The organism is Bacteroides xylanisolvens (genome assembly GCF_018289135.1).
GTDB classification, from domain to species: Bacteria; Bacteroidota; Bacteroidia; order Bacteroidales; family Bacteroidaceae; genus Bacteroides; species Bacteroides xylanisolvens.
Genome location: NZ_CP072216.1, coordinates 516,765 through 542,206 on the forward strand (window position 1 = coordinate 516,765; position 25,442 = coordinate 542,206).

A 25,442-nucleotide genomic window follows, 5' to 3' on the forward strand; every position below is an offset into this window, starting at 1 on the left:
ATTAACAAACAGATGAAAATGATACTAAATAATAGATATTTCGGCAAAAGTCTGCTTCTGGTTTCTGCTTGTTCTTTGTGGATATTAGGAGCTTGTACAGGAGATTTCATGGAGACAAATACCGATCCCAATGCTGTGACGGAAGAAGAGCTGGGATATGACAACTTGGGTACGGGCTCGATGATAACGCAGATGCAGTATCAGATGTATCCGTGTATTACAAAAGACCAGAATATAGATGTCAATAACTATCAGAAAATGTTTAGCCTTGCCGGAGATATCTTTTCCGGGCATCAGGGAGCTTCCAACATGTTTGATAGTAACGGAAGAAACAATACGACGTATGATATGTATCCCGACTGGTGTGCGGCGGCTTATACTGTGGCTTATCAGAATTATATGAGTCCTTGGTATACCCTTTATACTAAAAGGAATATCAACCCTTCCACATTTGCAGTGGGACAGATTTTGAAAGTTTTCGGTATGCACCGCATCACGGATATGTATGGTCCGATTCCTTATAAGGATTTCGCACCTGCTTCCGATGTGCCGTTCACTTCACAGCAAGACATTTACGAACAGTTCTTTAGCGAACTGGATGAGGCAATCGGGATATTGAAAGAGTTTATCAAAGATAATCCCGGTGCCAAGCCATTGGTAAGTTATGATAAGATTTATGGCGGTGATTTTGAAAAGTGGGTAAAGTTTGCCAATTCTTTGAAGTTGCGCCTAGCTCTTCGTATCGTTTATGTAAACGAAACGATGGCCCAGCAGAAAGCTGAAGAGGCAATAAGAGACGGTGTATTTATTGATAATGAGGATAATGCCATGTTAAAAGTGGATGGCTCTGCAACGGTCAATCCTTTGTATATGATTTGTTACACTTACAATGACAGTCGTTTGGGAGCAACCCTGGAGGGCTATTTGAAAGGGTATGAAGATCCTCGTCTGGATATTTGGTTTGCCAAATCGGAAGTTTCCGGATTTAAAGAATATAACGGAATCAGATGCGGTAGTATGTTTAATGGAAATGACTATAAGGTATTTTCTAATCTGAATGTCTCTTCAAGTACGCCTATCCAGTTTATGAATGCTGCGGAAGTCTATTTTCTACGTGCGGAAGCTGCTTTGCGTAAATGGAATGCGGGAGGAGACGCAGAAACATTATATGAAAATGGGATTGCGACTGCTTTTTCCCAACCTCTGGGGGCTACCCAGGCAAAAGCGGGAGATGCAACTGCGTACATGAAGCGGACTACTTTGCCAAAAGGTTATGTTGACCCCAAAAATTCCAGTTATAGTGACAGTAGTACGGGACAGGTGTCTGTGAACTGGGCGGATGCTACCAATTTTGATGAAAGATTGGAAAAAATCATTACTCAAAAGTGGATTGCCCTGTTCCCCGACGGGCAAGAGGCATGGAGCGAATTCAGAAGAACAGGATGTCCGAGAGTGATTCGGGTGGCCAGAAATAATAGTGGCGGGCGTATCGACACTAAAAAGCAAGTGGCAAGATTGCCTTATCCTACCAACTTGTCGAAAGACTATCCTGATTTATACCAGGAAGCTGTGAATAATGCCGAATTGCTGGATGGCGCCGACAATGGAGGTACGAAACTTTGGTGGGATAAAAGAAATGATAAACCTTATCAGAATTAAAAAATAGTGTATAATCTTAATAGTTTTATATGGATATGAAAAACGATCGGATAATAAAATTTCTGTGTTGCCTGTTTATGGTGACTCAGATTATCGGATGCAGCGATTGGATTGAAGCTGAACCGACTATTTTACCGGAAATGAAATATAAAGAATTGACACCGGAAGAAGAGGCTGCATTGATTGCTTACAAGAATTCGGATCATAAGATATTCTTTGCATGGATGAATTATAGTCCTGCTACTTCTTCCATGCAGACTCGGTTAAGAGGTATCCCTGATAGCCTTGATATTGTCTCATTCTTTACCGGATATGTGAATAATAAACAGAATCGGGAGGATGTGAAATTCCTTCAAGAGCGCAGAGGTACCAAGGTATTATTGACAATGTGGCCGGATAAATATTTTGCTACGACTGGAGAAGGAAGAGAGGATTTAGATTCGATGATAGTATACGCTGAGAATCTGGTTGATTCTATTTATACATGGGGATTGGATGGATTTGATTTGGATTATGAACCAAGTTTCGGCGGAGATAGTTATACCACAGAGATGATGCGTACTTTTATTGATGTAATGAGTAAATACCTGGGACCTAAGTGTGATGAGCAATATAAAGTGAATGGTAAACATAAGTTGTTGGTTGTTGACGGACAGTGGAATGACGCTGAATATGCAGACCGTTTTGATTATTTTATCGGTCAGGCATATAATGCCAGTTCCGAATCTTCACTGAATAACAGATGTCAGGATGGATGGCAAGATTATGGGAAAGGATTCCCGAATGAAAAGAGGATCTTTTGTGAATGGGTGAGTCAGGTTGGCAATGCGTTTGGACAAGGTGGAGTGAATTATAGATATGACAATGAATATATTCCCAGTTTATGGGGAATGGCTCACTATGCTGTCGAAAGTCCGAAGAACGTGGCAGGTTGCGGTGCGTATGTGTTACAGTTCGGATATGCTGAAGGAAACCATCTGAATTTGCCTGTACCACCTAATAATTACTATTATGCACGCCAGGCGATTCAGATTATGAATCCTGCTGGTAAAACAGTGGAAGATGAAACAGACGGAGAAGAGGTTGAAGTCGAAGAATAACAATTATAAAGTTGTAAAGAAATGAAGAATTTATTCACAAAAAATAGATTGGCTGTTGCGTGCCTTTCATGCCTTGCCTTTATAGGAACGGCCTGCAATGAAAGCATAGATGTGGAAGCTGTGTATATCACCGCTGCTGAAAAAACTCCTATAACGACTTTTTCTGCAACGAACAATAACGATGAACTAGGAATAACAATTTCCAGTTCGTTGATTGCAAATTCAAATATAGAAGGTGAATTGATGATTGACAATTCGTTGGTGGAACGCTATAATAGTGATCATGGAGAGTCTTACAAAACTCTGCCGGAAGGTGCTTGTGTATTGTCGAGCAGTTCTGTGTTGGTAGAAAGCGGCAAATATCGTTCCGAAGCGGTGAAACTAGTGGTAAAGGACATAGATGCCATACAGAAAGGCGTTAATTTCTTGTTACCTGTAAAATTGGTTAGTAAAAATAAGGATTATCCTAGTTTGCCGGGAAGTGATGTTTTATATGTCATAGTCAACAGGAAGTTACTTGTGAATGTTCCTAAACTGAATGGACAGAATTATTTTAAGATAAACTTTAAGGATAATGATGTCAGCAGATTCCAGAATATGAGCGCATTTACTATCGAAACAAGAGTAAGTTTATGGGAGTTCCCTAAATACTATGGTGGTAATCTAATGAGTATTATAGGTTTTCCTGTTGGAGAGAATGCAGAGAAAGGTACATGGATTTTTGTAGATGGAACTCCTGACCGTGTGGGAGGTGAAGGTGATGTGCCTGTCTTTATGTTTGCAACGAAAGGGTGGTCAGTGTATGCTGGTAAGTTGGGATATACGCTCGAAAAGAATGCTTGGTATCATGTAGCCGGAGTATTTGAAAATAATACCCTGTCTTTGTACATTGATGGAATTTTGTTTGTACAAGCGGAATATGCAAATCCGATTTCATTGTCAGATAAGTTCTACATCGGAGCTGCACCGGGAGTGCAAAACGGTTTCTATTTGAAAGGTTCTGTGAGCGAAGCACGTTTTTGGACAAGGGCATTGTCTGCTTCCGAATTGAAGAATCCGCTTCATCGTTGTTTTGTAGAAGTTGACAGTGAAGGGTTGGAAGGCTACTGGAAGCTGGATGATATGAGTGATGAGTGTAAGGATTATACCGGACATGGTCATACTGCTGTGAAGGAAGGAAGTGGTGCTATAGAATGGATGACTGAAGTACCTTGTCCTTGATTCTTCTAGTTTATTTGTAAGTTTGAATAGAAATAAGAAGGAGATGTGATTATTTTGACACATCTCCTTTTTTAAACTTAAACCTTTTATCTTAATTACTTGCTATTATAAGCCGTCAACATCCAAACCAATTTTTCCTGTTCTTTCAGATAATCGCTCATCATCGAAACGGTTACTTCATCTCCGGCTTGAGAAGCGATAGACAAGATTTTACGTTCTTCACCAATCAGATAACTGATACTCTGAAGGATATTGTTCAGTGCCTGTTCGCCGTTGCTCACCTTATCTACTTCACTGATATTTGCTACTTTCAAATAATCGCTGAATTTATTGGCAGGAGTACCGCCCAACATCAAGATACGTTCTGCAATTTCGTCTACCTTTTCGGCTGTGTCATCATACATCTTTTCGAATTGGCTGTGGAGAACAAAGAAATCATGTCCTTTGATATTCCAGTGGAAACCGCGGAGATTGGTGTAATACACTTGGAAGTCTGCTAATAGTTGTTGCAAAGATGCTACTACGTTGTTTGCTCCCGATTCATTCAGTTTGATAAATTCTAAAGTTTTCATATTCTTTTTATTTTTAATGATTTATACTTGTTTTCTTTTTTTTCTGTACTGCAAAGATAAGGCGGAAAATGCTTGTTGTCAAACTGAAAATTTCTATCTTTGCATAGATGAAATCTATAACTTAACATGATTTGATAGATGACGATACAACAATTAGAATATATATTAGCCGTAGACCAGTTCAGGCATTTCGCACGGGCAGCCGAATATTGCCGTGTGACGCAACCTACTTTGAGTGCCATGATTCAGAAGCTGGAAGATGAATTGGGAGTAAAGTTATTCGATAGGACAGTGCAACCCGTTTGTCCGACACCCATCGGGCAGAAAGTGATAGACCAGGCTCGTGTGATTCTGGCGCAGGCAGCTCAAGTAAAAGAAATCATCAGTGAAGATAAGCAATCATTATCAGGCGTGTTCCGTTTGGGAGTATTACCCACTATCGCTCCTTATTTGCTACCCCGCTTTTTCCCTCAACTGATGGAGAAATATCCCGAACTGGATATTCGTGTCACGGAAATGAAAACCCAGGATATTCAGCAAGCTCTGCATGCCGGTGATTTGGATGCAGGGATTATTGCCAGTAAATTAGAAGACACATTCTTGACGGAAGAAACTCTCTTCTATGAGCAATTCTATGCTTATGTATCACGGAAAGAACCCTCGTTCAAACATGACATAATCCGCACTTCCGATATAACCGGTGAACATCTTTGGCTTTTGGACGAAGGACATTGCTTTCGTGACCAACTTGTCCGTTTCTGTCAGATGGAAGCGGTGAAGGTTAGTCAGATGGCTTATCGTTTGGGAAGCATGGAAACCTTTATGAGAATGGTAGAAAGCGGAAAAGGAATCACTTTTATTCCCGAACTGGCAGTGGCTCAATTGACGGAAGAACAGCGACAATTAGTACGTCCGTTTGCTATCCCCCGACCGACGCGGCAAGTGGTGTTGGCGACAAATAGAGATTTTATTCGTCATAGCCTGCTATGTGTTCTGAAAGAGGAAATAAAAGCTGCAGTCCCAAAAGAAATGCTTACTTTGCAGTCCATACAGTGTTTGCTATAATAATAGAGGTTGAGATGATTCCTGTCATATACCCTTGTATCGGGTATAAGCGAAAAGAATAATTTCAACAGTGGCAAAGTGGATTCCGGAGAAATTCATTGGAGTGAAGTCATAGCTCAATTCTTGCTTGATAAAAGAGTTTACGGTAGCCCATAAGGTAGAGGCTAATATGGCGTGCAAAAGTCCTTTTTTCATTTTATTTGCTTGTCTTTTATTCAAAAATGTTGCGAAGGCAATAATAATTTAGGCACGTAGGCTTTGTTTTCTTGGGTTAATTCTCTATATTTGATGCATCAACCATTATTTATAGTTATGAAAAAGTACATTGCAGAAATGATTGGAACGATGGTGCTCGTTCTTATGGGATGCGGAAGTGCCGTTTTTGCCGGTAGTGTAACCGGTACGGTAGGTGCTGGCGTGGGAACAGTCGGTGTAGCTTTAGCATTTGGTCTTTCAGTAGTAGCGATGGCGTATGCTATCGGAGGTATTTCAGGATGTCACATTAATCCTGCTATTACATTAGGAGTGTTCTTAACTGGGCGTATGAATGGAAAAGATGCAGGTATGTATATGATTTTCCAGGTAATCGGAGCTATTATCGGCTCGGCTATTCTTTTTGCCTTAGTTTCCACCGGTGCTCATGACGGACCTACGGCTACAGGTTCCAATGGTTTTGGCGATGGAGAAATGTTGCAGGCATTCATTGCGGAAGCAGTATTTACTTTCATTTTTGTATTAGTGGTGCTCGGCTCTACTGACTCGAAGAAGGGAGCAGGCAATCTGGCAGGACTTGCCATCGGTTTGACTCTTGTATTGGTACATATTGTATGTATTCCTATCACAGGGACTTCTGTAAACCCGGCACGTAGTATTGCTCCGGCATTATTCCAGGGAGGAGAAGCACTGTCGCAGTTGTGGCTGTTCATCATTGCTCCATTTGTAGGAGCTGCGTTGAGTGCGGTAGTTTGGAATTATCTGGGAGATAAGGAAGAAAAGAAATAATTCCTTTATAAGGATAACTTCTTTATATAAAGGAGAAGATAAAAGGGCGGCAGTTTCACAACTACCGCCCTCTTTTGCGTAATTAATATATTATATTAAAAAAGAGTGTGTTTTGCACGTTTACATTAGATTTATAATCTTAGGGAAACTTTACTTCATAAGTTTTCGGTCCGCCATATAAAGTGTTGACACGGATCCTTAATCCTTTTTTCCCTTCCATCCGGTCTTTGATCTTATCCAGTTTGAAAGATACATATCCTTCGCCCAGGCTTTGAGGATAATCACCTTCACTGTTATGACGGAATTCCAGATTGATATATTCGTCCTCCGCACTGTCTTCGTCAGCAGTGGGAGCGGTTTCTTCTTTGTCATTAATCACTAGATTCAGGAAATGTTTTTTATCTTCACTATGCGTTCCATAATATTGGAATTCAATCGTTAGATATTTATTATCCTTGTTGATCCACATATAAGTTGTGTTGATCTTGTCATCTCCGACTTTTTCTTCGTCGTTGTCATCTTCACCCATCGTGATGATGTCTTTAGTTAAGATTGGATTGATACCTCTCACCTGAATATTAAGGTCGTATCCATTCACAGGCTCTTCCAGCTCGTTGAATATCACAAAAGCTCGTTGTCCTTCCACCCAATCTTTATTACTCCATCCTTGCGCATTGCTGGGATACATCTTTTTCCCGTCATCCAAAGTGAAATAAAATTCCTTGCTATCCTGGCTAATCATATTGATGGTACTGACAACCAGAAGATCGGACGGGTTGTCATCGTCGTCCAAACATGACTGGAGAATCGGCATTGTAGTCATAATAGCAAAGATAAAGGCAATGAATTTAAATTTCTTCATATACTTATTTAAGTTTTAGATTATATAAAATGGTTCCTTTGTATTGTGAAAATGCAATGGGATAGAAAATATTGCATTTGAATCTGTTAAAGAAACAAAAGTGATAAAAGAGTTGTTCTCTCTATGCAGTATTTCTATCTTTGCTGCATTTATAAGTTAAACACGTGTATAAGAGAATGGAAGAATTAGAGTTGTCGGAACAATGCAGGCTAGGCAATAACCAAGCTCGCAAAGAACTGTATGAGCAGTATGCGGGACGTATGCTTGGCATCTGTCTTCGCTATACCGGCGACCGTGATACAGCCCAGGATCTGCTTCACGACGGTTTTTTAAAGATATTCGATTCCTTCGACAAGTTCACCTGGAGGGGTGAAGGCTCCCTGCGGGCCTGGATGGAAAGGGTGATGGTCAACACAGCTTTGCAATATCTCCGGAAAAATGATGTAATCAATCAGTCGGCACCATTAGAAGAGTTGCCTGAAGAATATGAAGAACCGGACGCTTCTGATGTAGAAGCTATTCCACAGAAAGTGTTGATGCAGTTTATAGAAGAACTACCTGCCGGATATCGTACAGTGTTTAACCTTTATACATTCGAAGACAAATCGCATAAAGAAATCGCACAGGAATTAGGTATTAATGAAAAATCTTCGGCTTCGCAGCTATTTCGTGCGAAGAGTGTATTGGCAAAAAGAGTAAAAGAATGGATAATGCATAATGGATAGATAGAGATGGAAGAGAAAGAATTGTGGATGAATAAGTTGAAGGAGAAGCTCGCGGATTATTCCGAGCCGGTGCCTGCTTCCGGTTGGGAACAACTGGAGAAAGAACTTATGCCTCCTGTGGAGAAGAAAATATATCCTTATCGAAAATGGATGATGGCTGCTGCAGCTGTTATATTGTTAGCCGTGGTTTCGTCGGTAAGTCTATATTTTCTGGGGACACCGGCTGCGGATGAAATACGTCATATAAAGACTCCGGCATTGGCATCTACACCCGATGCGTTGCCGGGTGTGCAACAACCGGATGTGCAGGGCACTTCCGTAGAACCCGTCTTGCGACCAGTGGCTCGTGAAGACCGTTTGGCGAAAATTGATAAGAATCTTACAGAACAGAAAACAAATGCAGATCAATCTGCAATAGAAAATAGCAACGAACCTGTAACAGGGAATGAAAATAATCCTGTGATTGAGAAAGATCAGACGCTCAAAGGTGAGACGGAACAGACGAAAAATGAAGCAAGGCAGGTTGACAGTGAAAATGTGGGTCAGGCTACACAGTCACAGGATACTAAACGGCCGAACAACAGGCCGCGTCGTCCTTCCGGCAGAGACAAGCTGCATATTCCGGCAGAAAAAAGAGCATCTCAAAAAGGAACATGGTCCATGGGACTATCGGTTGGAAATTCGGGCGGAGCATCCACAGAAGTCGGTGCCGGCTCTCATGCTTATATGTCTCGTGTGAATATGCTTTCTGTTTCCAACGGTTTGATGGAGATACCTAACGATCAGACATTGGTTTTTGAAGATGGAGTGCCTTATCTGCGTCAGGCAAAACAAGTGGTCGACATTAAGCACCATCAACCAATTTCCTTCGGATTGTCCGTCCGTAAAGGACTGGCCAAAGGATTCTCTCTCGAAACGGGATTGACTTACACATTGCTTTCTTCGGATGCGAAACTGGCGGGTGAAGAGCAGCAGATAGAACAAAAACTTCATTATGTAGGTATTCCGCTGCGTGCCAACTGGAATTTCCTTGATAAAAAACTCGTCACTCTCTACGTTTCCGGTGGAGGTATGGTTGAGAAGTGTGTGTATGGAAAGCTTGGTTCCGAGAAAGAAACGGTGAAACCTTTGCAATTCTCGGTATCTGGTGCGGTAGGTGCACAGGTGAACGCAACGAAACGTCTGGGTATCTATGTAGAACCCGGTGTTGCTTATTATTTTGATGACGGTTCGGATATACAGACCATACGTAAAGAGAATCCGTTTAATTTCAATATACAGGCTGGTATCCGCTTGACTTATTAATGCGAACTACCTTACTGAACATAGTGACGGTATCCGTTCAAGATGGCGTCACTATCCTGATTAGATAGCGTCACTATCTTGACCGGATGGCGTCACTATCCTGATATTAGTATCTTTTTCCTCATAAAAATCGGATAATTGAGAAAATATTAATAATATTGTCACCTGTTAATGGTCTATGGTTGCATACCTTTGTTGCAAAATTCTAAGCTATGGTGAATTTTACAGATGAAAAACATTTATTAATCGATTTAAAAGACGGTTCTTTTCAAGCATTTGAAAGATTGTATAATATGTACAGCGGTAAACTGTACAATTTCATTATGCGGCTTTCTTCCGGCAATCAATATATGGCTGAAGAAGTGGTGCAATCCACTTTTATCCGTATATGGGAAGTACGTGAGAAAGTCAATACGAACGCTTCATTTATTTCTTTTCTTTGTACGATAGCCAAAAATTTACTGATGAATATGTACCAGCGTCAGACCGTTGAATATGTTTACAATGAATATCTGCTGAAAAGCGGACTAGACCATGATTCACAGACGGAAGATACTATTGATCTTCGTTTCTTGAACGATTATATCGACTCATTAGCGGAAGAATTGCCGGCACAGCGAAAGAAAATCTTTATCTTAAGTAAGCGTCAGAACTATACGAATAAGGAAATTGCTGAAATGATGGGTATTTCTGAAAGTACAGTCGCCACGCAATTATCTTTGGCGGTGAAATTTATGCGTGAACAGTTGATGAAGCATTACGATAAGGTAATTGCGCTTCTGATTGCCTTTTTTGTTAATGAAATGTAATTGTAATACACGTTTTTGGATAGTAGATAGGATGAAAATGTATACTTGTAAATAAGCAGGAAAGAAGATGGATAAGATATATTATAAAGAACTGATTGAAAAGTATTTCGATGGAAATATAACGGATGCTGAAATAAAAAAGCTCTCCGATTGGATAAAGAACGACCGCCATTTACAGAACTGGTGGGAAGAAGAATTTTCCAAATCGGATGCCGGCATTAATCCGGTACTGCGCGATAAACTATTTGCCCGAATCAAAGAACAGACGCAGGGAAAAGAAGAAACACAGGGAAAAGAGAACCCAAGAACTATTCGTATGAATCCTTGGAAATGGGCTGCCGCCATCGTTTTACCCATTTGTATTGCCTTCTTCACCTACTATCTTGTAGATTCTTCCCAAACAGTGGGAGCGCCCTTTATAGTAAAAGCTGATAAAGGAGATAAAGCAACCATCGAATTGCCGGACGGAACGAATGTCGTTCTCAATTCTGCTTCGCAATTAAGCTATCTGAATAACTTCGGAGAAAATGGGCGTCGTGTGCAACTGAATGGTGAAGCCTATTTCAAAGTAGCTCATGATGAAAAGCGCGCCTTTATTGTACAGGTAGGCGATTTGGAAGTGAAAGTACTCGGTACTTCTTTTAATGTATCTGCCTATGAAGATGCTAAAGACGTGACAGTCGTTCTTTTGGAAGGAAAAGTTGGAGTCTATGCGCAGAAAACATCGCATATCATGAAGCCCGGCGACAAAATAGAATATAATAAAGCCACTCATAAGATAACAGCCACTCAAGTACACCCGAGTGACTACATTGAATGGACGAAAGGAAATATCTATTTCGAGAAAGAATCTTTGGAGAATATAATGAAAACCCTTTCACGCATCTATGACGTAGAGATTCGTTTCGACTCCAATAAACTACCTAATGAATATTTCACCGGAACCATTCCGGGAGGTGGCATACAGAATGCATTGAATATCCTGATGCTTACTTCACCTTTCTATTATGAAATGGACGGTTCGGTGATTGTTTTGAAAGAGAAATAAGTGGAACTTTCATAGAGTATCTTTGTTTATTCATCGAATAACGTCTATATTTGTGGTACACTAATTTGAAGATGCAATGAATACATTGGAACGTAAATTGCCGATAGGGATACAGACATTTGAAAAGATGCGTGCAGAGGGGTGTTTGTATGTGGATAAAACAGCCATTATATATCAGATAGTAGCTACTAAAGTGCCTTATTTTCTTAGTCGTCCCCGTCGTTTTGGCAAAAGTCTGCTAATTTCCACTTTTGAAGCCTACTTTCAGGGTCGTAAAGACCTTTTTGAAGGCTTGGCAATTGAAAAGTTAGAGACGAAGTGGGAGCAATATCCGGTTCTGCATCTTGATTTGAATGCGAAGAAATATGAGACGGCGGCAGATTTGGTCGCCATGCTAAACCAGTATTTGGAGAAATGGGAAGCCGTATATGGTGATGAGAAGAAAGACCGTAGTCCTGAAGAACGTTTTGGTTATATCATTGAACAAGCCTACCTGAAAACAGGAAAAGGAGTTGTGGTATTGGTTGATGAGTATGATAAACCTTTGCTGCAAGCCCTTTTAGATGAGAACCTGTTGGATGAATACCGTCGTATTCTGAAAGCCTTTTATGGTGTACTGAAAAGTTCCGACCGCTATCTTCGGTTTATATTCTTGACAGGAGTCACAAAATTTGCCCAAGTAAGTGTGTTCAGTGATTTGAATCAACTGAATGATATTAGCATGAAGATTCCATACGCCAATATCTGTGGTATTACTAAAAAAGAATTAGTATCCACATTTACTCCCGAGTTGGAGCGGTTGGCAGAAGTGCAGGAGATGTCTTTTGAAGATACTGTCGATAAAATGACGGCAATGTACGATGGATATCACTTTACATATAGCGAAGATGGATTGTTTAATCCCTTCAGTGTCCTCAATGTCTTTGATGGATTAATGTTTGATAATTACTGGTTCCAGACCGGTACTCCTACCTATCTTGTAGACCTGCTGAAACAAAGTGATTATGATTTACGTTTGCTGATAGATGGCTTGGAAGTAGGAAGTTCCGGATTTGCCGAATACCGTGCAGAGACAAAAAATCCCCTTCCGATGATTTACCAAAGCGGTTATCTGACCATTAAAAACTTTGATAAATCATTGAACCTATATACGCTAGGTTTTCCGAATGATGAGGTAAAATATGGCTTTCTTAAATTCCTGATCCCCTATTATACACCCATCTCTTCTGATGAAACGGATTTTAATGCAGTTAAGTTTGTCCGTGAACTTCAGTCGGGCGACGTTCATTCCTTTATGGAACGTATGAAATCATTCTTTGCCGACATACCTTACGAATTGAACACAAAGACCGAACGTCATTATCAGGTTATTTTTTATCTCGTCTTTAAGTTGATGGGACAATATGTAGATGCAGAAGTCCGTAGCGCAAAAGGTCGTGCCGATGCCGTGGTGAAAACGAAAGACCGTATTTATGTTTTTGAGTTTAAACTGGAAGGAACAGTAGACGAAGCTTTGAAACAAATAGATGAAAAAGGATATTTGTTACCTTACCGGACAGACGGGCGTGAGCTAGTAAAAGTGGGAGTTTCCTTTAATGCTGAAGAACGTAATATTGGTGAATACAAAGTAATATAATCGTTTATTGAGTAAAATATAGAATAGAGCCATTCCGAAGCCCACTACTTAGGAATGTTTTTTTTGTTCTCTGAATTGAATAAGTTAACGAGAGTTAAAGTCTGATAGGCGATTGGACGAGCGAGTATAGCAGTCTGTATACCTATCAAACAACTTAAAAGTTTTGATATATGAAGCACAAAACAACCTTTGAAAAGCTCCCTCAAGCAAATACAGGGAGAAGTAAGAACTGGAAAACACTGCGGGCTATCTGTCTGCTATTGTTTTTATGCGTCTCTTTCACTGCTTATTCCCAAATAACGGTAAGTGTGAAAGACATCTCTTTGAGAGCCTCTTTAAAGAAAATCGAGCAAGTAAGCAATTACAAATTCTTCTACAATGAGAGTCTGCCGGAGTTAAACCGAAAAGTATCGTTAAATGTGAAAGATGCAACGATTGAACAAACCATGCAACAACTTTTAGGAGGAATGGACTTAGCGTATAAGAAAGAACAAGACAATGTGATTGTATTGATTCGCAAAGCCCAGGACAAATCGATAACTAAAAAAATAACAGGTACTGTTGTCGATGAAAAAGGCGAACCAGTCATTGGTGCCAGTATTGTGATAAAAGGTGAGTCGCACGGAACGATTACAGATTTTGATGGAAAGTTCACATTAGCAGACGTACCGGAAAAGGGAATATTGACCGTCTCTTATATCGGTTATAAAACAGTTGACCTTTCTGCCGCAGGGCAGACATTCGTAAAAGTTGTACTTCAGGAAGACAGTAAAATGATAGACGAGGTCGTTGTTGTCGGCTACGGAGTCCAGTCACAAAAGCTAGTCACTACTTCTATCAGTAAAGTAAAGATGGAAAATATAGATCAGGGTAATGACTATAATCCGATTAAAATGCTGCAAGGACGTGTAGCGGGTGTGAATATCTCCTCTGCATCAGGAACTCCGGGAGAAGCACCGAATGTTACCGTTCGTGGTATCGGTTCCGTTAGTGGGGGAAGCTCGCCGCTTTATGTGGTCGATGGTATCCCCAGCGAAAAATATCCCAACCTGAATCCGAATGACATTGAGAGCATGGAAGTTTTGAAAGATGCGTCTGCGGCCGCTATCTATGGTTCGCGTGCCAATGCCGGAGTTGTATTGATAACGACCAAATCAGGTCAGCAAGGTAAGACGAAGATAGAGGTGTCCGGTCGTTACGGATTCGCTTATCTGGCTAGCGACATTGAAATGGCCAATTCGATGGAATATATGAATACGATGCAAGCCGCTATTGATAATTACAATGTGCAAATGGGAGCTAACCTTCAATTGTATGTTCCTTCTCAAATTCAGGAAACCAATTGGGTGAAAGAAATATCAAGAAAAAACTCGAAAACAGGTACCGGCTCTATCAGCATTTCCGGTGGAAATGAAAAGACCACCTTCTTTGCTTCTTTAGGCGCTAATACTCAAGAAGGATATTTGAATAAGAGCAGCTATGACCAGTATAATATGCGTGCCAAATTCACACATAAAATAAACAACCTGTTCAAGCTGAATATGAATATGGCAGGTTCGGCCAGCCGTTCAGACTTATTGGAAGAAACGAGTACCAGCTTGAAAGTACTTCGTACAGCTCGTGAGGAGCAGCCCTGGTATTCACCTTATAAAGAAGACGGAACATCTTATAAAGTGAACGGGACAGATATTTTGCGCCACAATCCGGTGATGCTGATTAATGAAGAAGACTGGGTAGCTAAGAAATATCAACTGTCTGGTGTGTTCAGTATAGACGTAACTCCTTTCAAAGGATTTAAGTACACACCAACAGTAAGCGTATATGGTATTTTGGACAACACATCTAAAAAATTGTCGGACAAGCATGATGCCCGTAAAAATAGTAGTGGTTGGGGAGCATTAGCCGAACAAAAAGACCAGAGTTTCCGCTATGTGATAGATAATATATTCTCTTACAACAATGAATGGAATAAACTAATCTACTCCGTCATGTTGGGACATTCGTTTGAGAAATACACTTATGAACAATTCGGGGCAAAGAGTGATAACTATGCTAACGGCGCATTTCCTTCCTCCAACTTTGATTTAATCAATGCAGGTCCTAATATTTACGCCGGAAATATTAGTTATACATCTTATGCCTTAGAATCCTATTTCGGACGAATCGCTTTGAATTGGGACAATAAATACATACTGAATGCTTCTTTGCGTAGTGATGGTTCTTCCCGCTTTGCGAAGAACAAGAGATATGGTTATTTCCCTTCTGCTTCTTTTGCGTGGCGTGCCTCCAATGAGGAATTTTTCCCAAAAAACAAATACGTCAATGATGCAAAGTTAAGATTAAGCTGGGGTATGACAGGTAGCATGGCAGGAGTGAGTAATTATGCTCCGTTATCACTGATTAGTGCGGGTGGTGCTTCTTACAACGGTTCTGCCGGATTCCAGATTTCGCAGGATGCCCGTGCTTTGACTTGGGAGAAAGCCAGCCAGTTTAATATCGGATTTGATATAGAAATGTTTCAGTCTCGCCTGACTTTAAACATAGATATGTTCTATCAAAAGACTACCGACCTGCTGTTTAAGAAACCAGTCAATGCAACCACCGGATATACCACATTACAGTCCAATATCGGCTCATTAGAGAATAAAGGACTTGAGTTGGCTTTGAATGGTAAAATCTTCACCGGAAAGTTTAAATGGGATTTGGGTGGTAACATTTCTTTTGTAAAGAACAAATTGCTTTCCCTCATCGAAGGAAATGATATGTATATTGTTCCCAGCAGCGGTAGTAACCTTTTAGGAGGTTCGATGCATGCATTGATTAACGGACAGCCTATCAGTACATTCTATATGCTAAAGATGGAAGGTATCTACCAGCGTGACGACGAAGTGCCTGCGAAACTGTATGCGAAAGGAGTCCGTGCCGGTGACGTGAAATATTTCGATTATAATGAAGACGGAGATATATCTGACGCCGACCGAATGAATGTAGGAAAAGCCATTCCTGATTTTTACGGTGGTATTACTTCCAACTTCTCTTACAAAGGTTTCGATTTGTCATTGTTCGGACAATTTTCGGTAGGTGGTAAAGTGATGTCGGCATGGCGGGGAGTGAACGGTTCCGAAGGTACTGACCATTTAGGATTGGCGCTATCCAATGTAAAAGTAAATGACCGTGGCGAATCTGTCGAGCAATACTTTAATGTAAGCAAAGAAGTGGCCAACGGATATTGGCGTGGAGAGGGCACAAGCAACACGATTCCTCGTCCTGTAAGAATAGGAGTACATACCGGGTATGATTATGACTATAACGTGCAAACTTCAACACGTTATTTGGAAGATGCTTCCTATTTTAAACTGAAAACTGTGACTTTGGGTTACACTTTGCCGGAATCAGTCGTTAAGAAACTCCGCGTGAACTCATTAAGAGTCTACGTTTCGGCTGATAATCTACTCACTCTCACCAAGTATTCCGGTTATGATCCCGAAACATCATTTTCCGGTAGCCCGGGAGACTCAAATTATGGAGTTGACTTCGGATTGCAACCTGTATTGCGAACATTTATTTTTGGTCTGAATCTAAACTTTTAAAAATATAGATGTATGAAACGATACTATACTATAATCAACTATTTGCTATGTAGCATTTGCCTTTTGTGGATGACGGGTTGTTCAGGTATACTGGACGATATGCGGCCTAAAGATCAGATACCTCAAGATATGTTGAGCGAATCCGATTTGGAAAAGTTATTGAATGGAGTGTATGCCGAAATGGAAGAACTGGTATTCAAATTTTATATGGATGGTGATGTAAAAGGCGAGAATTTCAAGGCAGGTCCCGGATTTTCCATGAACGACCCCATGTTGATGGCTCCTAGTTCTAAAGAAGTTTTGAGCCAGTGGCAGAAATGTTTCACAGCCTTGAAGCAAGTAAATTTCTTGGTTGAAACATACGAAGCGTCATCTAATAAAGAGAGTCAGGTTGTGAAGCAGACAGGAGGGACCGGATACTACTTCAGAGCTTTGATTTATTATCATCTGGTCACTCGCTGGGGAGGAGTTCCTATCTTGCGTAAGCGCACTTACGACGTCGTTCCCATTTCCCCCGAAACCGAAGTGTGGAGTTTTATAAAAGAAGACTTAGCGAAAGCGGAAGGATTACTGTCTGATTTCACCGATCGTTTTTATGTGTCTCTTAGTGCTTGCGATGCGCTTCATGCCAAAGTATGTTTGTCCTTGAAAGACTATACAAATGCGGCAGCTTATGCCGACAAAGTGATTACAAAATCAAATTTTGCATTGAGTACTACAGCAGTTGAGTATGCCCAGGCGTTTGTCTCTAATAGCAGTAGCAAAGAACTGGTCTTTGCGTTAGCCAACAAGCGTAGTACAAGTTTACTATTATTCTACCAGACGGTCAATGACATCGATCCGACTTGGGATTACTCTCCTTCTACCGAATGTTACAGCCATCTTTATGATGATACCGCCGTAAAGTCAAAGGATATACGGGCAAAGGCAGTATTTGGTGCAGATAATAGCCGTATTATTAAATTCCCGAATGGAAGTACCGGTCAGTTTGTTACCAATGAACAACCGTCACAAACCCCGATTGTGGTTACCCGTGTGGCGGAAATGTATCTGATTAAAGCGGAAGCATTGGGAGCAGTCAATGGGTTGGCTACATTAAAAGAATTTATGAACAAACGCTACGCAACCGTCTTGTTGCCTTCAAATATGACTGATATAGAGTTTCAGAATCAAATACTTGATGAGCGTCACCGCGAGTTGTATGCAGAAGGTCAACGATGGTATGATTTGAAGCGAACCAACCGTTTGGACTTGTTTTCTTCCTTGAACGGTAGAAACTATCTGATGTATTATCCTGTTCCCCAGTCGGAACGCGATTTGGCGGGAGAGGAAAATTACCCTCAAAATGAAGGCTATTAATTATCTTAGAAAGAACAAAGTATGAAGAATATAAGAATAGTAACAACGTTTTTTATCTGCTTGCTGCTACTTTCAGCATGCTCGGATGATTGGAAAGAAAATGCGCTGACAGCTAAATTTACTTTTGACAAGACAACCTACTATGTAGGCGAAGAAGTCAGTATCACGAATGAGACAGTAGGCGGAGAAGGTAATTATACCTGCCAATGGGATTTAGGGAATGGAGAGACTTCAACAGAAGTTGCTCCTAAAGTGACTTACGAAACGAATGGAGCATATACAGTGACTTTGCATGTGAAAGACAGTAAAGGAAATTATGCAATGGCTCATAAATTATTGACGATTGAAGCTGAACCTCTGCCCGAAGTCGGCAATGTGAAACTGAAATGGGTAGGTGCCCACGTGTTGGGCGAAATACGTTCTACGGCTCCGGCAGTCAGTGATGATAATAATGTATATATGACTTCCAATGACCATTATTTGCGGAAATTCTCGGCCACTACCGGTGAACAATTGTGGGAGTTCGACTTATGGACATCGGCTGACGGTGATTCTCCGTCCGGTAATACGCATACCACTCCGAGCATTGATACGGACGGTACTGTGTATGTAGGAACAGGCGACACAAGTGGCAAAGTAGGGCGCGTATATGCCATCAATCCCGATGGAACAAAGAAATGGGTCGTTGCCGGAGATGCTGAAAAAGGATTTTGGAATAAAGGACAGGCTTCAAAGCCTCGTATTAATTATCTGACTTGTGCGATTGGAGAGAATCATATCTATATGGGTAACGGCGGCTCTACGGGATCTGTGCTTGCTGTCGATAAGAATACCGGTTACAGAGTAGGTTATGTGGCAAACGCAGACAATTCCGGAGGTCCGTCGGGGGGAGTATCTGCCGGAATAGCATTGGCGAACAACACATTAATTTGGGCTGGTGGAAAGAACGGCTTATTCGGCGCGTCGGCGTCTGCACTGAATACAGGTGGTAATGTGATGTGGGCATGGCAAATATATAGTTCGGGAAATGATAAGCCTTCAGAAAACATGAATGCTTCCGTAGCTGTGGACGCAACCGGCACTATATACGGAATTGCCACCTTCCCGAGTATAGGAAGCAGTGCGTTTGCTATTGGAAGCGACGGGGTCGAGAAATGGCGTACTTCGTTAGGAAATGTAGGAACACTAGACCAAGGGGGTGTTGTGATAGGCTTGGACGGAAGTATCATTGTAACGGTAAAACGTGCTCCGGGTGAAGCCACAGGAGGAATCGTTGCATTATCTCCTAATGGAGTTGTTCAATGGCATTACGGTGTGCCGGAAGACGTCAGTGGATGTGCGGCAATCGATCAGGCCGGAAATATTCATTTTGGAACGCAATCCGGTAATTATTATATCATTAAACCCGAATCCTCGGAAGAACAGCTAATCTTGAAAAAAGACTTGGCTGCACTGATTAGCGAGAGCGATTCTCCTTTAAAAGATAACTGGGAAGCGGGTATCGGAAAAATCTGGAGTTCGCCTACAATCGGACCGGATGGAACGATCTATATTGGCGTTACTCACACGGTAGATCCGTCGAAGAGTGTCCTGGTAGCTTTGGAAGATGAAGGTATAACCGGATGTGCAGCTTCGGCATGGCCGATGAAAGGGAAAGACAGCCGCCACACCAGTGCACAGTTGGGAGGCTCGGGAGAGAATCCGGGAGGCGAACCGGGCGGACAATTGCCTATTACAGGAAATCTGAAGACCGATTTAAAGAATTTATTTGATGATAGTTCCTATAAGGTCTGGCTTTGTGCCCATCGGGCGAACACGCAGAAAGGTATAGCCGATGGCATACCGGAGAATTCATTAACTTCCATAGAGTATGCAATCAATGCAGGAGTAGAAATGATCGAACTTGATGCACGTCCCACCTCTGACGGAATATTGGTGCTGATGCACGATAATACGATCGACAGAACCACTAACGGAAGCGGTGCGGTAGGAGATTATTCTTATCAGCAATTACAGCAACTCTATCTTAAAGATGCAGCAGGGAATCTGACAAACGAACGAATCCCCACTTTAGAGGACGCATTGAAGAAAGGCAAAGGAAAGGTTTATTTTAACTTGGATATAGTCAACAAAAACGTTGCCGTAGCGACAATGGTGGCATTACTTAAAAAACTCGACATGGAAAACGAAGTCCTGCTTTATGTTTCAAACAACCGTAATTATGCATACGATTTGAAAGCGGCGAACAGCACTCTGTTACTGCATCCGATGGCAAAAGCTTCAGATGATATTACCTATTTTGCTTCATCTTACACGGACAATGTGCAGATGATGCAACTTTCCACCTCGGATGCTCTTGCGGGAGCGATGACGGAAGACATTAAATCCAAAGGTTGGCTTTTATTCTCCAATATCGTAGGAGCGAATGATACGAACATGTTGTCGGACAACTATTCGGGGTTGGTAGGCATGATAAACAAACGTATTAATGTCGTACAGACTGATTATGCCGAATTAGCTGCCAAGTATTTAAAATCCAAAAAGTATAGATAATCCCCCAAAGTATAGATGATAAAAATGAATATGAAAAACTATCTGATAATAGGAATTATTTTGCTGTTTCCTTTCCGCTTGTTTGCAGATGAACCGGTGAAGGCAATTTACGCAAAGATTACGAATCCTGATAATAAAGAAGTAACCGTAGTCGCCCATCGGGCGGATTGGCGCTTTGCACCTGAAAATTCGCTGGCAGCAATAGAGAGTTCTATCCGGTTGGGAGCCGATGTCGTGGAGTTGGACGTTCAGAAAACCAAAGACGGACAGTTGATCCTTATGCATGATAAGACTTTGGATAGAACGACCACCGGAAAAGGTAAGGTTGCCGAGTGGACACTGGATTCTATCCGTACACTCCGTCTGAAGAATGGCGCTGCTTTGAGAACCAAACATCGTGTGCCTACATTAGAGGAAGCATTATTGACGGCTAAAGGGCGCGTTATGGTAAATTTGGATAAGGCTTATCCGATATTCGATGAGATTTTCCCCATTCTGGAGAAAACCGGAACCGTTGAACAGATCATCATGAAGGGGTCAAAGCCTGTTGCAGAAGTGAAAAAGGATTTGGGAAAATATTTAGACCGGATCATATATATGCCAATCGTACATTTGGATCGACCGGGAGCTATGCAGCAAATAGATGATTTCATGAAAGAACTTCATCCGGTAGCCTTCGAATTGTTGTTCGAATCGGATACTTGTCAACTCCCCAAACAAGTGAGGACGAAGCTGGAAGGAAAAAGTAAAATCTGGTATAATACCCTTTGGGATACGATGGCAGGCGGACATGATGACGACAAATCATTGGAAAACCCGGATGAAGGATATGGATATTTGATAGATAAACTTGGAGCAACGATTATCCAGACTGATCGTACCGCTTATTTACTGGAATACTTGCAAGCCCGTAAGAAACGTAATGAGCATAAGATAGACGCCTTTCATTAATATGTAAACTTCGGTTATGTCATTTAAAATATTGGATTTTTATAAAATCTCTTCCCCGCTAGCCGGGGGAGAGACTGATTCAGAAGATTCTTCCCGCTTTAAGCGCATCCGTTGGGCTACATTTTTGTCGGCTACTACCGGATATGGCATTTACTATGTTTGTCGTCTTAGCATGAATGTAGTGCGCAAGCCAATTGTAGAGGAGGGAGTATTTTCCGAAACGCAATTAGGAATCATCGGTTCCTGTCTGTTTTTTGTGTATGCAGTGGGTAAGTTGACGAATGGTTTTCTTGCTGACCGTAGTAATGTTCGGCGTTTTATGTCTACCGGGTTATTGTGTTCCGCTTTGATAAATTTATGTTTAGGTTTCACTAGCTCCTTTTATGCTTTTGCTTTACTTTGGGGATTGAACGGTTGGTTTCAGTCGATGGGAGCAGCATCCGGAGTGGTTTCGCTCACTCGGTGGTACAGTAGTAAAGAACGGGGAACTTTTTACGGCTTTTGGTCTGCTAGTCATAATTTGGGTGAAGCATTAACCTTTATTTCCATAGCCTTATTAGTCAGTTGGATGGGATGGAGGTACGGGATGATTGGAGCTGGCATTATTGGGATATTAGGTTTCTTTATGATGCTTGTCTTTATGCGTGATACGCCACAGAGTCAGGGATTCTTGTTGAACAAAAATTCTTCATCTGTGGATTCCCATTCTTTGTCTGGTAAACAAACGGAAGATTTCAACAAAGCACAAAAGGCTGTCTTGAAGAATCCTGCAATTTGGATTTTGGCTCTGTCCAGTGCATTTATGTATATTAGCCGCTATGCGGTAAATAGTTGGGGTGTTTTCTATCTGGAAGCTCAAAAGGGATATTCTACGTTGGATGCCAGTTTTATAATATCAATCAGTTCTATCTGTGGAATCATTGGCACGGTATTTTCCGGTATCATTTCCGATAAAATGTTTTCCGGCAGTCGTAATATTCCAGCTTTAGTATTTGGGTTGATGAATGTAATAGCACTTTGTCTGTTTCTCTTGGTTCCGGGCGTACATTTTTGGATAGACGTGTTGGCAATGGTACTTTTCGGTTTAGGTATCGGAGTTTTGATTTGTTTTCTGGGTGGTTTGATGGCAGTGGATATTGCTCCCCGTAATGCTTCGGGTGCTGCATTGGGAGTAGTCGGTATTGCCAGTTATATCGGTGCCGGATTGCAAGACATGATGAGCGGTATATTAATAGAAGGTCAAAAGACGGTTCAGAATGGCGTTGACGTTTATGATTTCACGTATATCAATTGGTTTTGGATTGGTTCAGCTCTACTTTCAGTGTTGTTTGCCTTGTTCGTTTGGAATGCAAAATCAAAAGAAGTGAATTAAAGTGAGTACATTAGGTTAGAATATAAGTCTTTGTTTTCAAGGTATTAGTCACCATTCCGGGAAGTAAGTAATGATTGCTTTTCTTCCTGGAATGGCTTTATATTTATTACTTGATTTCTACCAGCCAGCGACTTAAATTCCTACTTTCAGCACTAAACTCCACGCCAATCTTTACCACTTCTCTATGGTCTACTTTATAAGGAATCAAATATCCTTTCTCATCAATCTGTTTGAGTGCTTCTTCGGCCGTTCCGTTCAGCTTAAATTCAAATACATAGATGTATTTAGGAGTCTTTACCACAGCATCAGCGCGCCCACGTGAACTGCGGACTTCCGCTTCCGTGAATTGTCCCATCAGTTTGAAAACCAAATAGAAAATAACCTGATAATGCCTTTCGGTTTGGTCGTTCAACTCGTAAGGAATATCTGCGAAAAAGGCTTCGAGACGAGTAAGGAAAGATTCGTAATCACTATTTTCCAGTTCATCAATGAATTTTCCAATATAAAATCCTTGATCGTTATTCTTCATTGGAGTGTAGAATGGAACAAGAAAATTGATGAATCCATAACGTACTTCATCATTGGGAAAATCCAATAGATAGTTATTAAATCGTCTGTCGTAGTCTTTAATCGTCAAATATCCACTTTGATAAATCAGCGGAATAGGATTATTAACATCCATTTTATATTCTGCAAAAGAAGAAACCGGAACTTCGATACCGCTTAATAAAGTACGGAGGTCGTATTCACTTTTTTGCAGCAGTTCAACTAAAAATGTAGGAGTACCTGTCTGAAACCAGTAACTATCGAATTTGCATCCGTCGAAAGAATTGAGTACGCTGAAGGGATTGAATACTCCTTCAGCAAATTCGCAGAAATGATAACCATCATAAGTGGCAGTCATTTTTTGAAGTGTCTCTTCAAAAGTCAGTTGGTTGGCTTCCGACAGGTTTTTGAGTTCAGGTGTGAAAGTATCAACTAATTCTTGCCGGGTAATGCCGCAGACCGTAGCATACGGAGGCTTCATGCTGATGTCGTTCAATTGATTCAAATCACTGAATACACTGACTTGTGAGAACTTTGTCACTCCGGTAAGAAATACAAATCGCAGATAGCGGTCGGCACTTTTTAGCACTCCGTAGAAGGCTTTCAATGTCTGGCGGTAATCGTCGAGAAGTTCCAAATTGTTGATAGCTTGCAAAAGCGGCTTATCATACTCATCCACCAATACCACTACTTGTTGACCTGTTTGTTCGCATGCTCGGCGAATAACACCCCCGAATCGTGAAGAAAGGGTTCTCTCGTCAATCCCTTTCCCGTATTTAAGTTCCCATTGAGTCAGATGATTACTAAGAATTTCATTTAACTTCTCCGGTTTATCATATTTTTCTGCGTTCAAATCAATATGTAAAACCGGATACTCCTTCCATTCAGTTTCCATTTTCTCAATGGCAAGACCTTCAAACAATTCTTTTTTACCTAAAAAATAGGATTCAAATGTAGACAACAACAAACTTTTGCCAAAACGGCGTGGTCTGCTTAGGAAATATGGCTTTCCCATATTCGCCATTCGCCATACCAATGCCGTTTTATCCACATATAAATAATTTTTCCTTCGGATATCCTCAAAGGTCTGTATTCCAATAGGAAGTTTACGCATCAAGTCATACATATTCGGTTCTTTAGCTGTTATACACATCAAAGGTAATCATTATTTCGAAATAATGATGAATGAACACTTTAAAAACGGGATATATCTGATATATATCATCTTTCTCCTTATATATTTGTTGCTTGCGTAACAAAAAGATTCCCCAAATGCGGATAAGTGGAAAAATATTAATAATATTGTCATCTGATATTTTACATCTTTGTTATACTTTTGTTCTTAAAATGCGACACTATGATTGAATTTTCAGATGAGAAATTCTTATTGGATGAAATAAAAAAAGGAAATAATCAAGCTTTTGAATATCTTTTTAAGACCTACTATCCTCGTTTGCGTGGCTATGCTATTCGTTTTGTTGAAGATGAAGAAACGGCTCGTGATATTATTCAAGAGTGCTTCTTGCGTTTCTGGGAGAAGCGGGCATTGCTGTCGGCAGTATCGGTCACATCTTTGCTTTTTGCGATGGTGCGTAATGGATGCTTGAATTACTTGAAGCATCTTTCGATTGTTGAGAAACATCAGATTGAATATCTTGCATCTGTTGATGGAGAAGAACGGCTCTACTATTCCGATTTCGCATTAGATGCCGAACATAAACTGCTGTATGACGAGCTGCAGGAACAGATCAACATTGTCATTGGGCAATTGCCTGAACGCTCCCGCGAGATATTCCTGATGAGCCGTTTCAAAGGACTGAAGAATCGTGAAATAGCAGACAAACTTCAAATATCGACCACGGCAGTTGAAAAACACATTGCCAAAGCATTGCAGTGCTTCTCTAAACACTTCAAAGACAAGTATCCGGTAGATATTTATATTATAATTATTGCCTGGGTTATTATGAATAATAAATAAAATGGAAAAGATAAACCATTGAAAATTAGGGCGAAAAAGCAGGAACCGAAAAATTCCTGCTTTTTTATTTCTATCGGTGGTTGGGTAAA

Annotated in this window: 20 protein-coding genes; 16 read left to right on the forward strand and 4 right to left on the reverse strand. The window is 40.9% G+C overall.

Annotated elements, in window-relative coordinates:
* Nucleotides 1-18: 18 nt before the first annotated feature.
* From INE92_RS02315 to INE92_RS02325, 3 genes are read left to right on the forward strand one after another with little or no spacing between them, the layout of a single operon-like run.
* Nucleotides 19-1,659: a SusD/RagB family nutrient-binding outer membrane lipoprotein gene (locus tag INE92_RS02315; RefSeq protein ID WP_118407693.1), complete on the forward strand. Its 1,641-nt coding sequence runs from the start codon at nt 19-21 to the stop codon at nt 1,657-1,659.
* 29 nt (nt 1,660-1,688) lie between these two features.
* On the forward strand, nt 1,689-2,759 hold the full coding sequence (locus INE92_RS02320) for a glycoside hydrolase family 18 (RefSeq protein WP_015532717.1): 1,071 nt from the start codon (nt 1,689-1,691) through the stop codon (nt 2,757-2,759).
* A gap of 21 nt (nt 2,760-2,780) precedes the next feature.
* Entirely contained in the window at nt 2,781-3,980 is a 1,200-nt protein-coding gene (locus tag INE92_RS02325; RefSeq protein ID WP_009040774.1) for a DUF1735 and LamG domain-containing protein, read from the forward strand.
* 95 nt (nt 3,981-4,075) lie between these two features.
* Here INE92_RS02325 and INE92_RS02330 read toward each other — a convergent pair whose 3' ends face one another.
* Entirely contained in the window at nt 4,076-4,552 is a 477-nt protein-coding gene (locus INE92_RS02330) for a Dps family protein (RefSeq protein WP_004314742.1), read from the reverse strand.
* Between the two features lie 138 nt (nt 4,553-4,690).
* On the opposite strand from INE92_RS02330, the gene INE92_RS02335 reads away from it, so the two are divergent.
* Nucleotides 4,691-5,617 (forward strand): hydrogen peroxide-inducible genes activator, encoded by a 927-nt coding sequence (locus INE92_RS02335; RefSeq protein WP_015532718.1) that lies wholly within the window; start codon nt 4,691-4,693, stop codon nt 5,615-5,617.
* 24 nt (nt 5,618-5,641) lie between these two features.
* Here the strand turns inward: INE92_RS02335 and INE92_RS02340 are convergent, their stop codons facing one another.
* Nucleotides 5,642-5,812, reverse strand: a complete 171-nt coding sequence (locus tag INE92_RS02340) for a hypothetical protein (protein ID WP_015532719.1) — start codon at nt 5,810-5,812, stop codon at nt 5,642-5,644.
* Between the two features lie 117 nt (nt 5,813-5,929).
* Between INE92_RS02340 and INE92_RS02345 the strand changes: the two genes are divergently transcribed.
* On the forward strand, nt 5,930-6,619 hold the full coding sequence (locus INE92_RS02345; RefSeq protein WP_004314740.1) for an MIP family channel protein: 690 nt from the start codon (nt 5,930-5,932) through the stop codon (nt 6,617-6,619).
* 139 nt (nt 6,620-6,758) lie between these two features.
* Here the strand turns inward: INE92_RS02345 and INE92_RS02350 are convergent, their stop codons facing one another.
* Nucleotides 6,759-7,481, reverse strand: coding sequence for a NigD1/NigD2 family lipoprotein (locus INE92_RS02350; RefSeq protein ID WP_015532720.1), 723 nt, complete (start codon nt 7,479-7,481; stop codon nt 6,759-6,761).
* A 176-nt stretch (nt 7,482-7,657) separates the two neighbouring features.
* Between INE92_RS02350 and INE92_RS02355 the strand changes: the two genes are divergently transcribed.
* From INE92_RS02355 to INE92_RS02400, 10 genes are all read left to right on the forward strand, one after another.
* Nucleotides 7,658-8,206, forward strand: a complete 549-nt coding sequence (locus tag INE92_RS02355; protein WP_004314738.1) for an RNA polymerase sigma factor — start codon at nt 7,658-7,660, stop codon at nt 8,204-8,206.
* A 6-nt stretch (nt 8,207-8,212) separates the two neighbouring features.
* Nucleotides 8,213-9,511, forward strand: coding sequence for a porin family protein (locus INE92_RS02360; RefSeq protein WP_015532721.1), 1,299 nt, complete (start codon nt 8,213-8,215; stop codon nt 9,509-9,511).
* Nucleotides 9,512-9,723: 212 nt separating this feature from the next.
* Nucleotides 9,724-10,320 (forward strand): RNA polymerase sigma-70 factor, encoded by a 597-nt coding sequence (locus INE92_RS02365; protein ID WP_195435605.1) that lies wholly within the window; start codon nt 9,724-9,726, stop codon nt 10,318-10,320.
* A 67-nt stretch (nt 10,321-10,387) separates the two neighbouring features.
* Nucleotides 10,388-11,368: a FecR family protein gene (locus INE92_RS02370; RefSeq protein WP_015532722.1), complete on the forward strand. Its 981-nt coding sequence runs from the start codon at nt 10,388-10,390 to the stop codon at nt 11,366-11,368.
* 76 nt (nt 11,369-11,444) lie between these two features.
* Nucleotides 11,445-13,004 (forward strand): ATP-binding protein, encoded by a 1,560-nt coding sequence (locus tag INE92_RS02375; RefSeq protein WP_015532723.1) that lies wholly within the window; start codon nt 11,445-11,447, stop codon nt 13,002-13,004.
* A 170-nt stretch (nt 13,005-13,174) separates the two neighbouring features.
* Nucleotides 13,175-16,594: a SusC/RagA family TonB-linked outer membrane protein gene (locus INE92_RS02380; protein ID WP_195435608.1), complete on the forward strand. Its 3,420-nt coding sequence runs from the start codon at nt 13,175-13,177 to the stop codon at nt 16,592-16,594.
* Between the two features lie 12 nt (nt 16,595-16,606).
* Nucleotides 16,607-17,953 carry a RagB/SusD family nutrient uptake outer membrane protein gene (locus INE92_RS02385; RefSeq protein ID WP_195435613.1) on the forward strand — a complete coding sequence of 449 codons (1,347 nt, stop codon included), beginning with the start codon at nt 16,607-16,609 and terminating at the stop codon, nt 17,951-17,953.
* 21 nt (nt 17,954-17,974) lie between these two features.
* On the forward strand, nt 17,975-20,506 hold the full coding sequence (locus INE92_RS02390; protein WP_195435616.1) for a glycerophosphodiester phosphodiesterase family protein: 2,532 nt from the start codon (nt 17,975-17,977) through the stop codon (nt 20,504-20,506).
* A gap of 30 nt (nt 20,507-20,536) precedes the next feature.
* Nucleotides 20,537-21,457 carry a glycerophosphodiester phosphodiesterase family protein gene (locus INE92_RS02395; RefSeq protein WP_182425111.1) on the forward strand — a complete coding sequence of 307 codons (921 nt, stop codon included), beginning with the start codon at nt 20,537-20,539 and terminating at the stop codon, nt 21,455-21,457.
* 16 nt (nt 21,458-21,473) lie between these two features.
* Nucleotides 21,474-22,829, forward strand: coding sequence for an MFS transporter (locus INE92_RS02400; protein ID WP_055235398.1), 1,356 nt, complete (start codon nt 21,474-21,476; stop codon nt 22,827-22,829).
* 106 nt (nt 22,830-22,935) lie between these two features.
* On the opposite strand, the gene INE92_RS02405 is transcribed toward INE92_RS02400, so the two are convergent.
* Nucleotides 22,936-24,501: an ATP-binding protein gene (locus INE92_RS02405; RefSeq protein ID WP_141409632.1), complete on the reverse strand. Its 1,566-nt coding sequence runs from the start codon at nt 24,499-24,501 to the stop codon at nt 22,936-22,938.
* A gap of 231 nt (nt 24,502-24,732) precedes the next feature.
* On the opposite strand from INE92_RS02405, the gene INE92_RS02410 reads away from it, so the two are divergent.
* On the forward strand, nt 24,733-25,353 hold the full coding sequence (locus tag INE92_RS02410) for an RNA polymerase sigma-70 factor (protein WP_004315628.1): 621 nt from the start codon (nt 24,733-24,735) through the stop codon (nt 25,351-25,353).
* Nucleotides 25,354-25,442 lie beyond the last annotated feature (89 nt).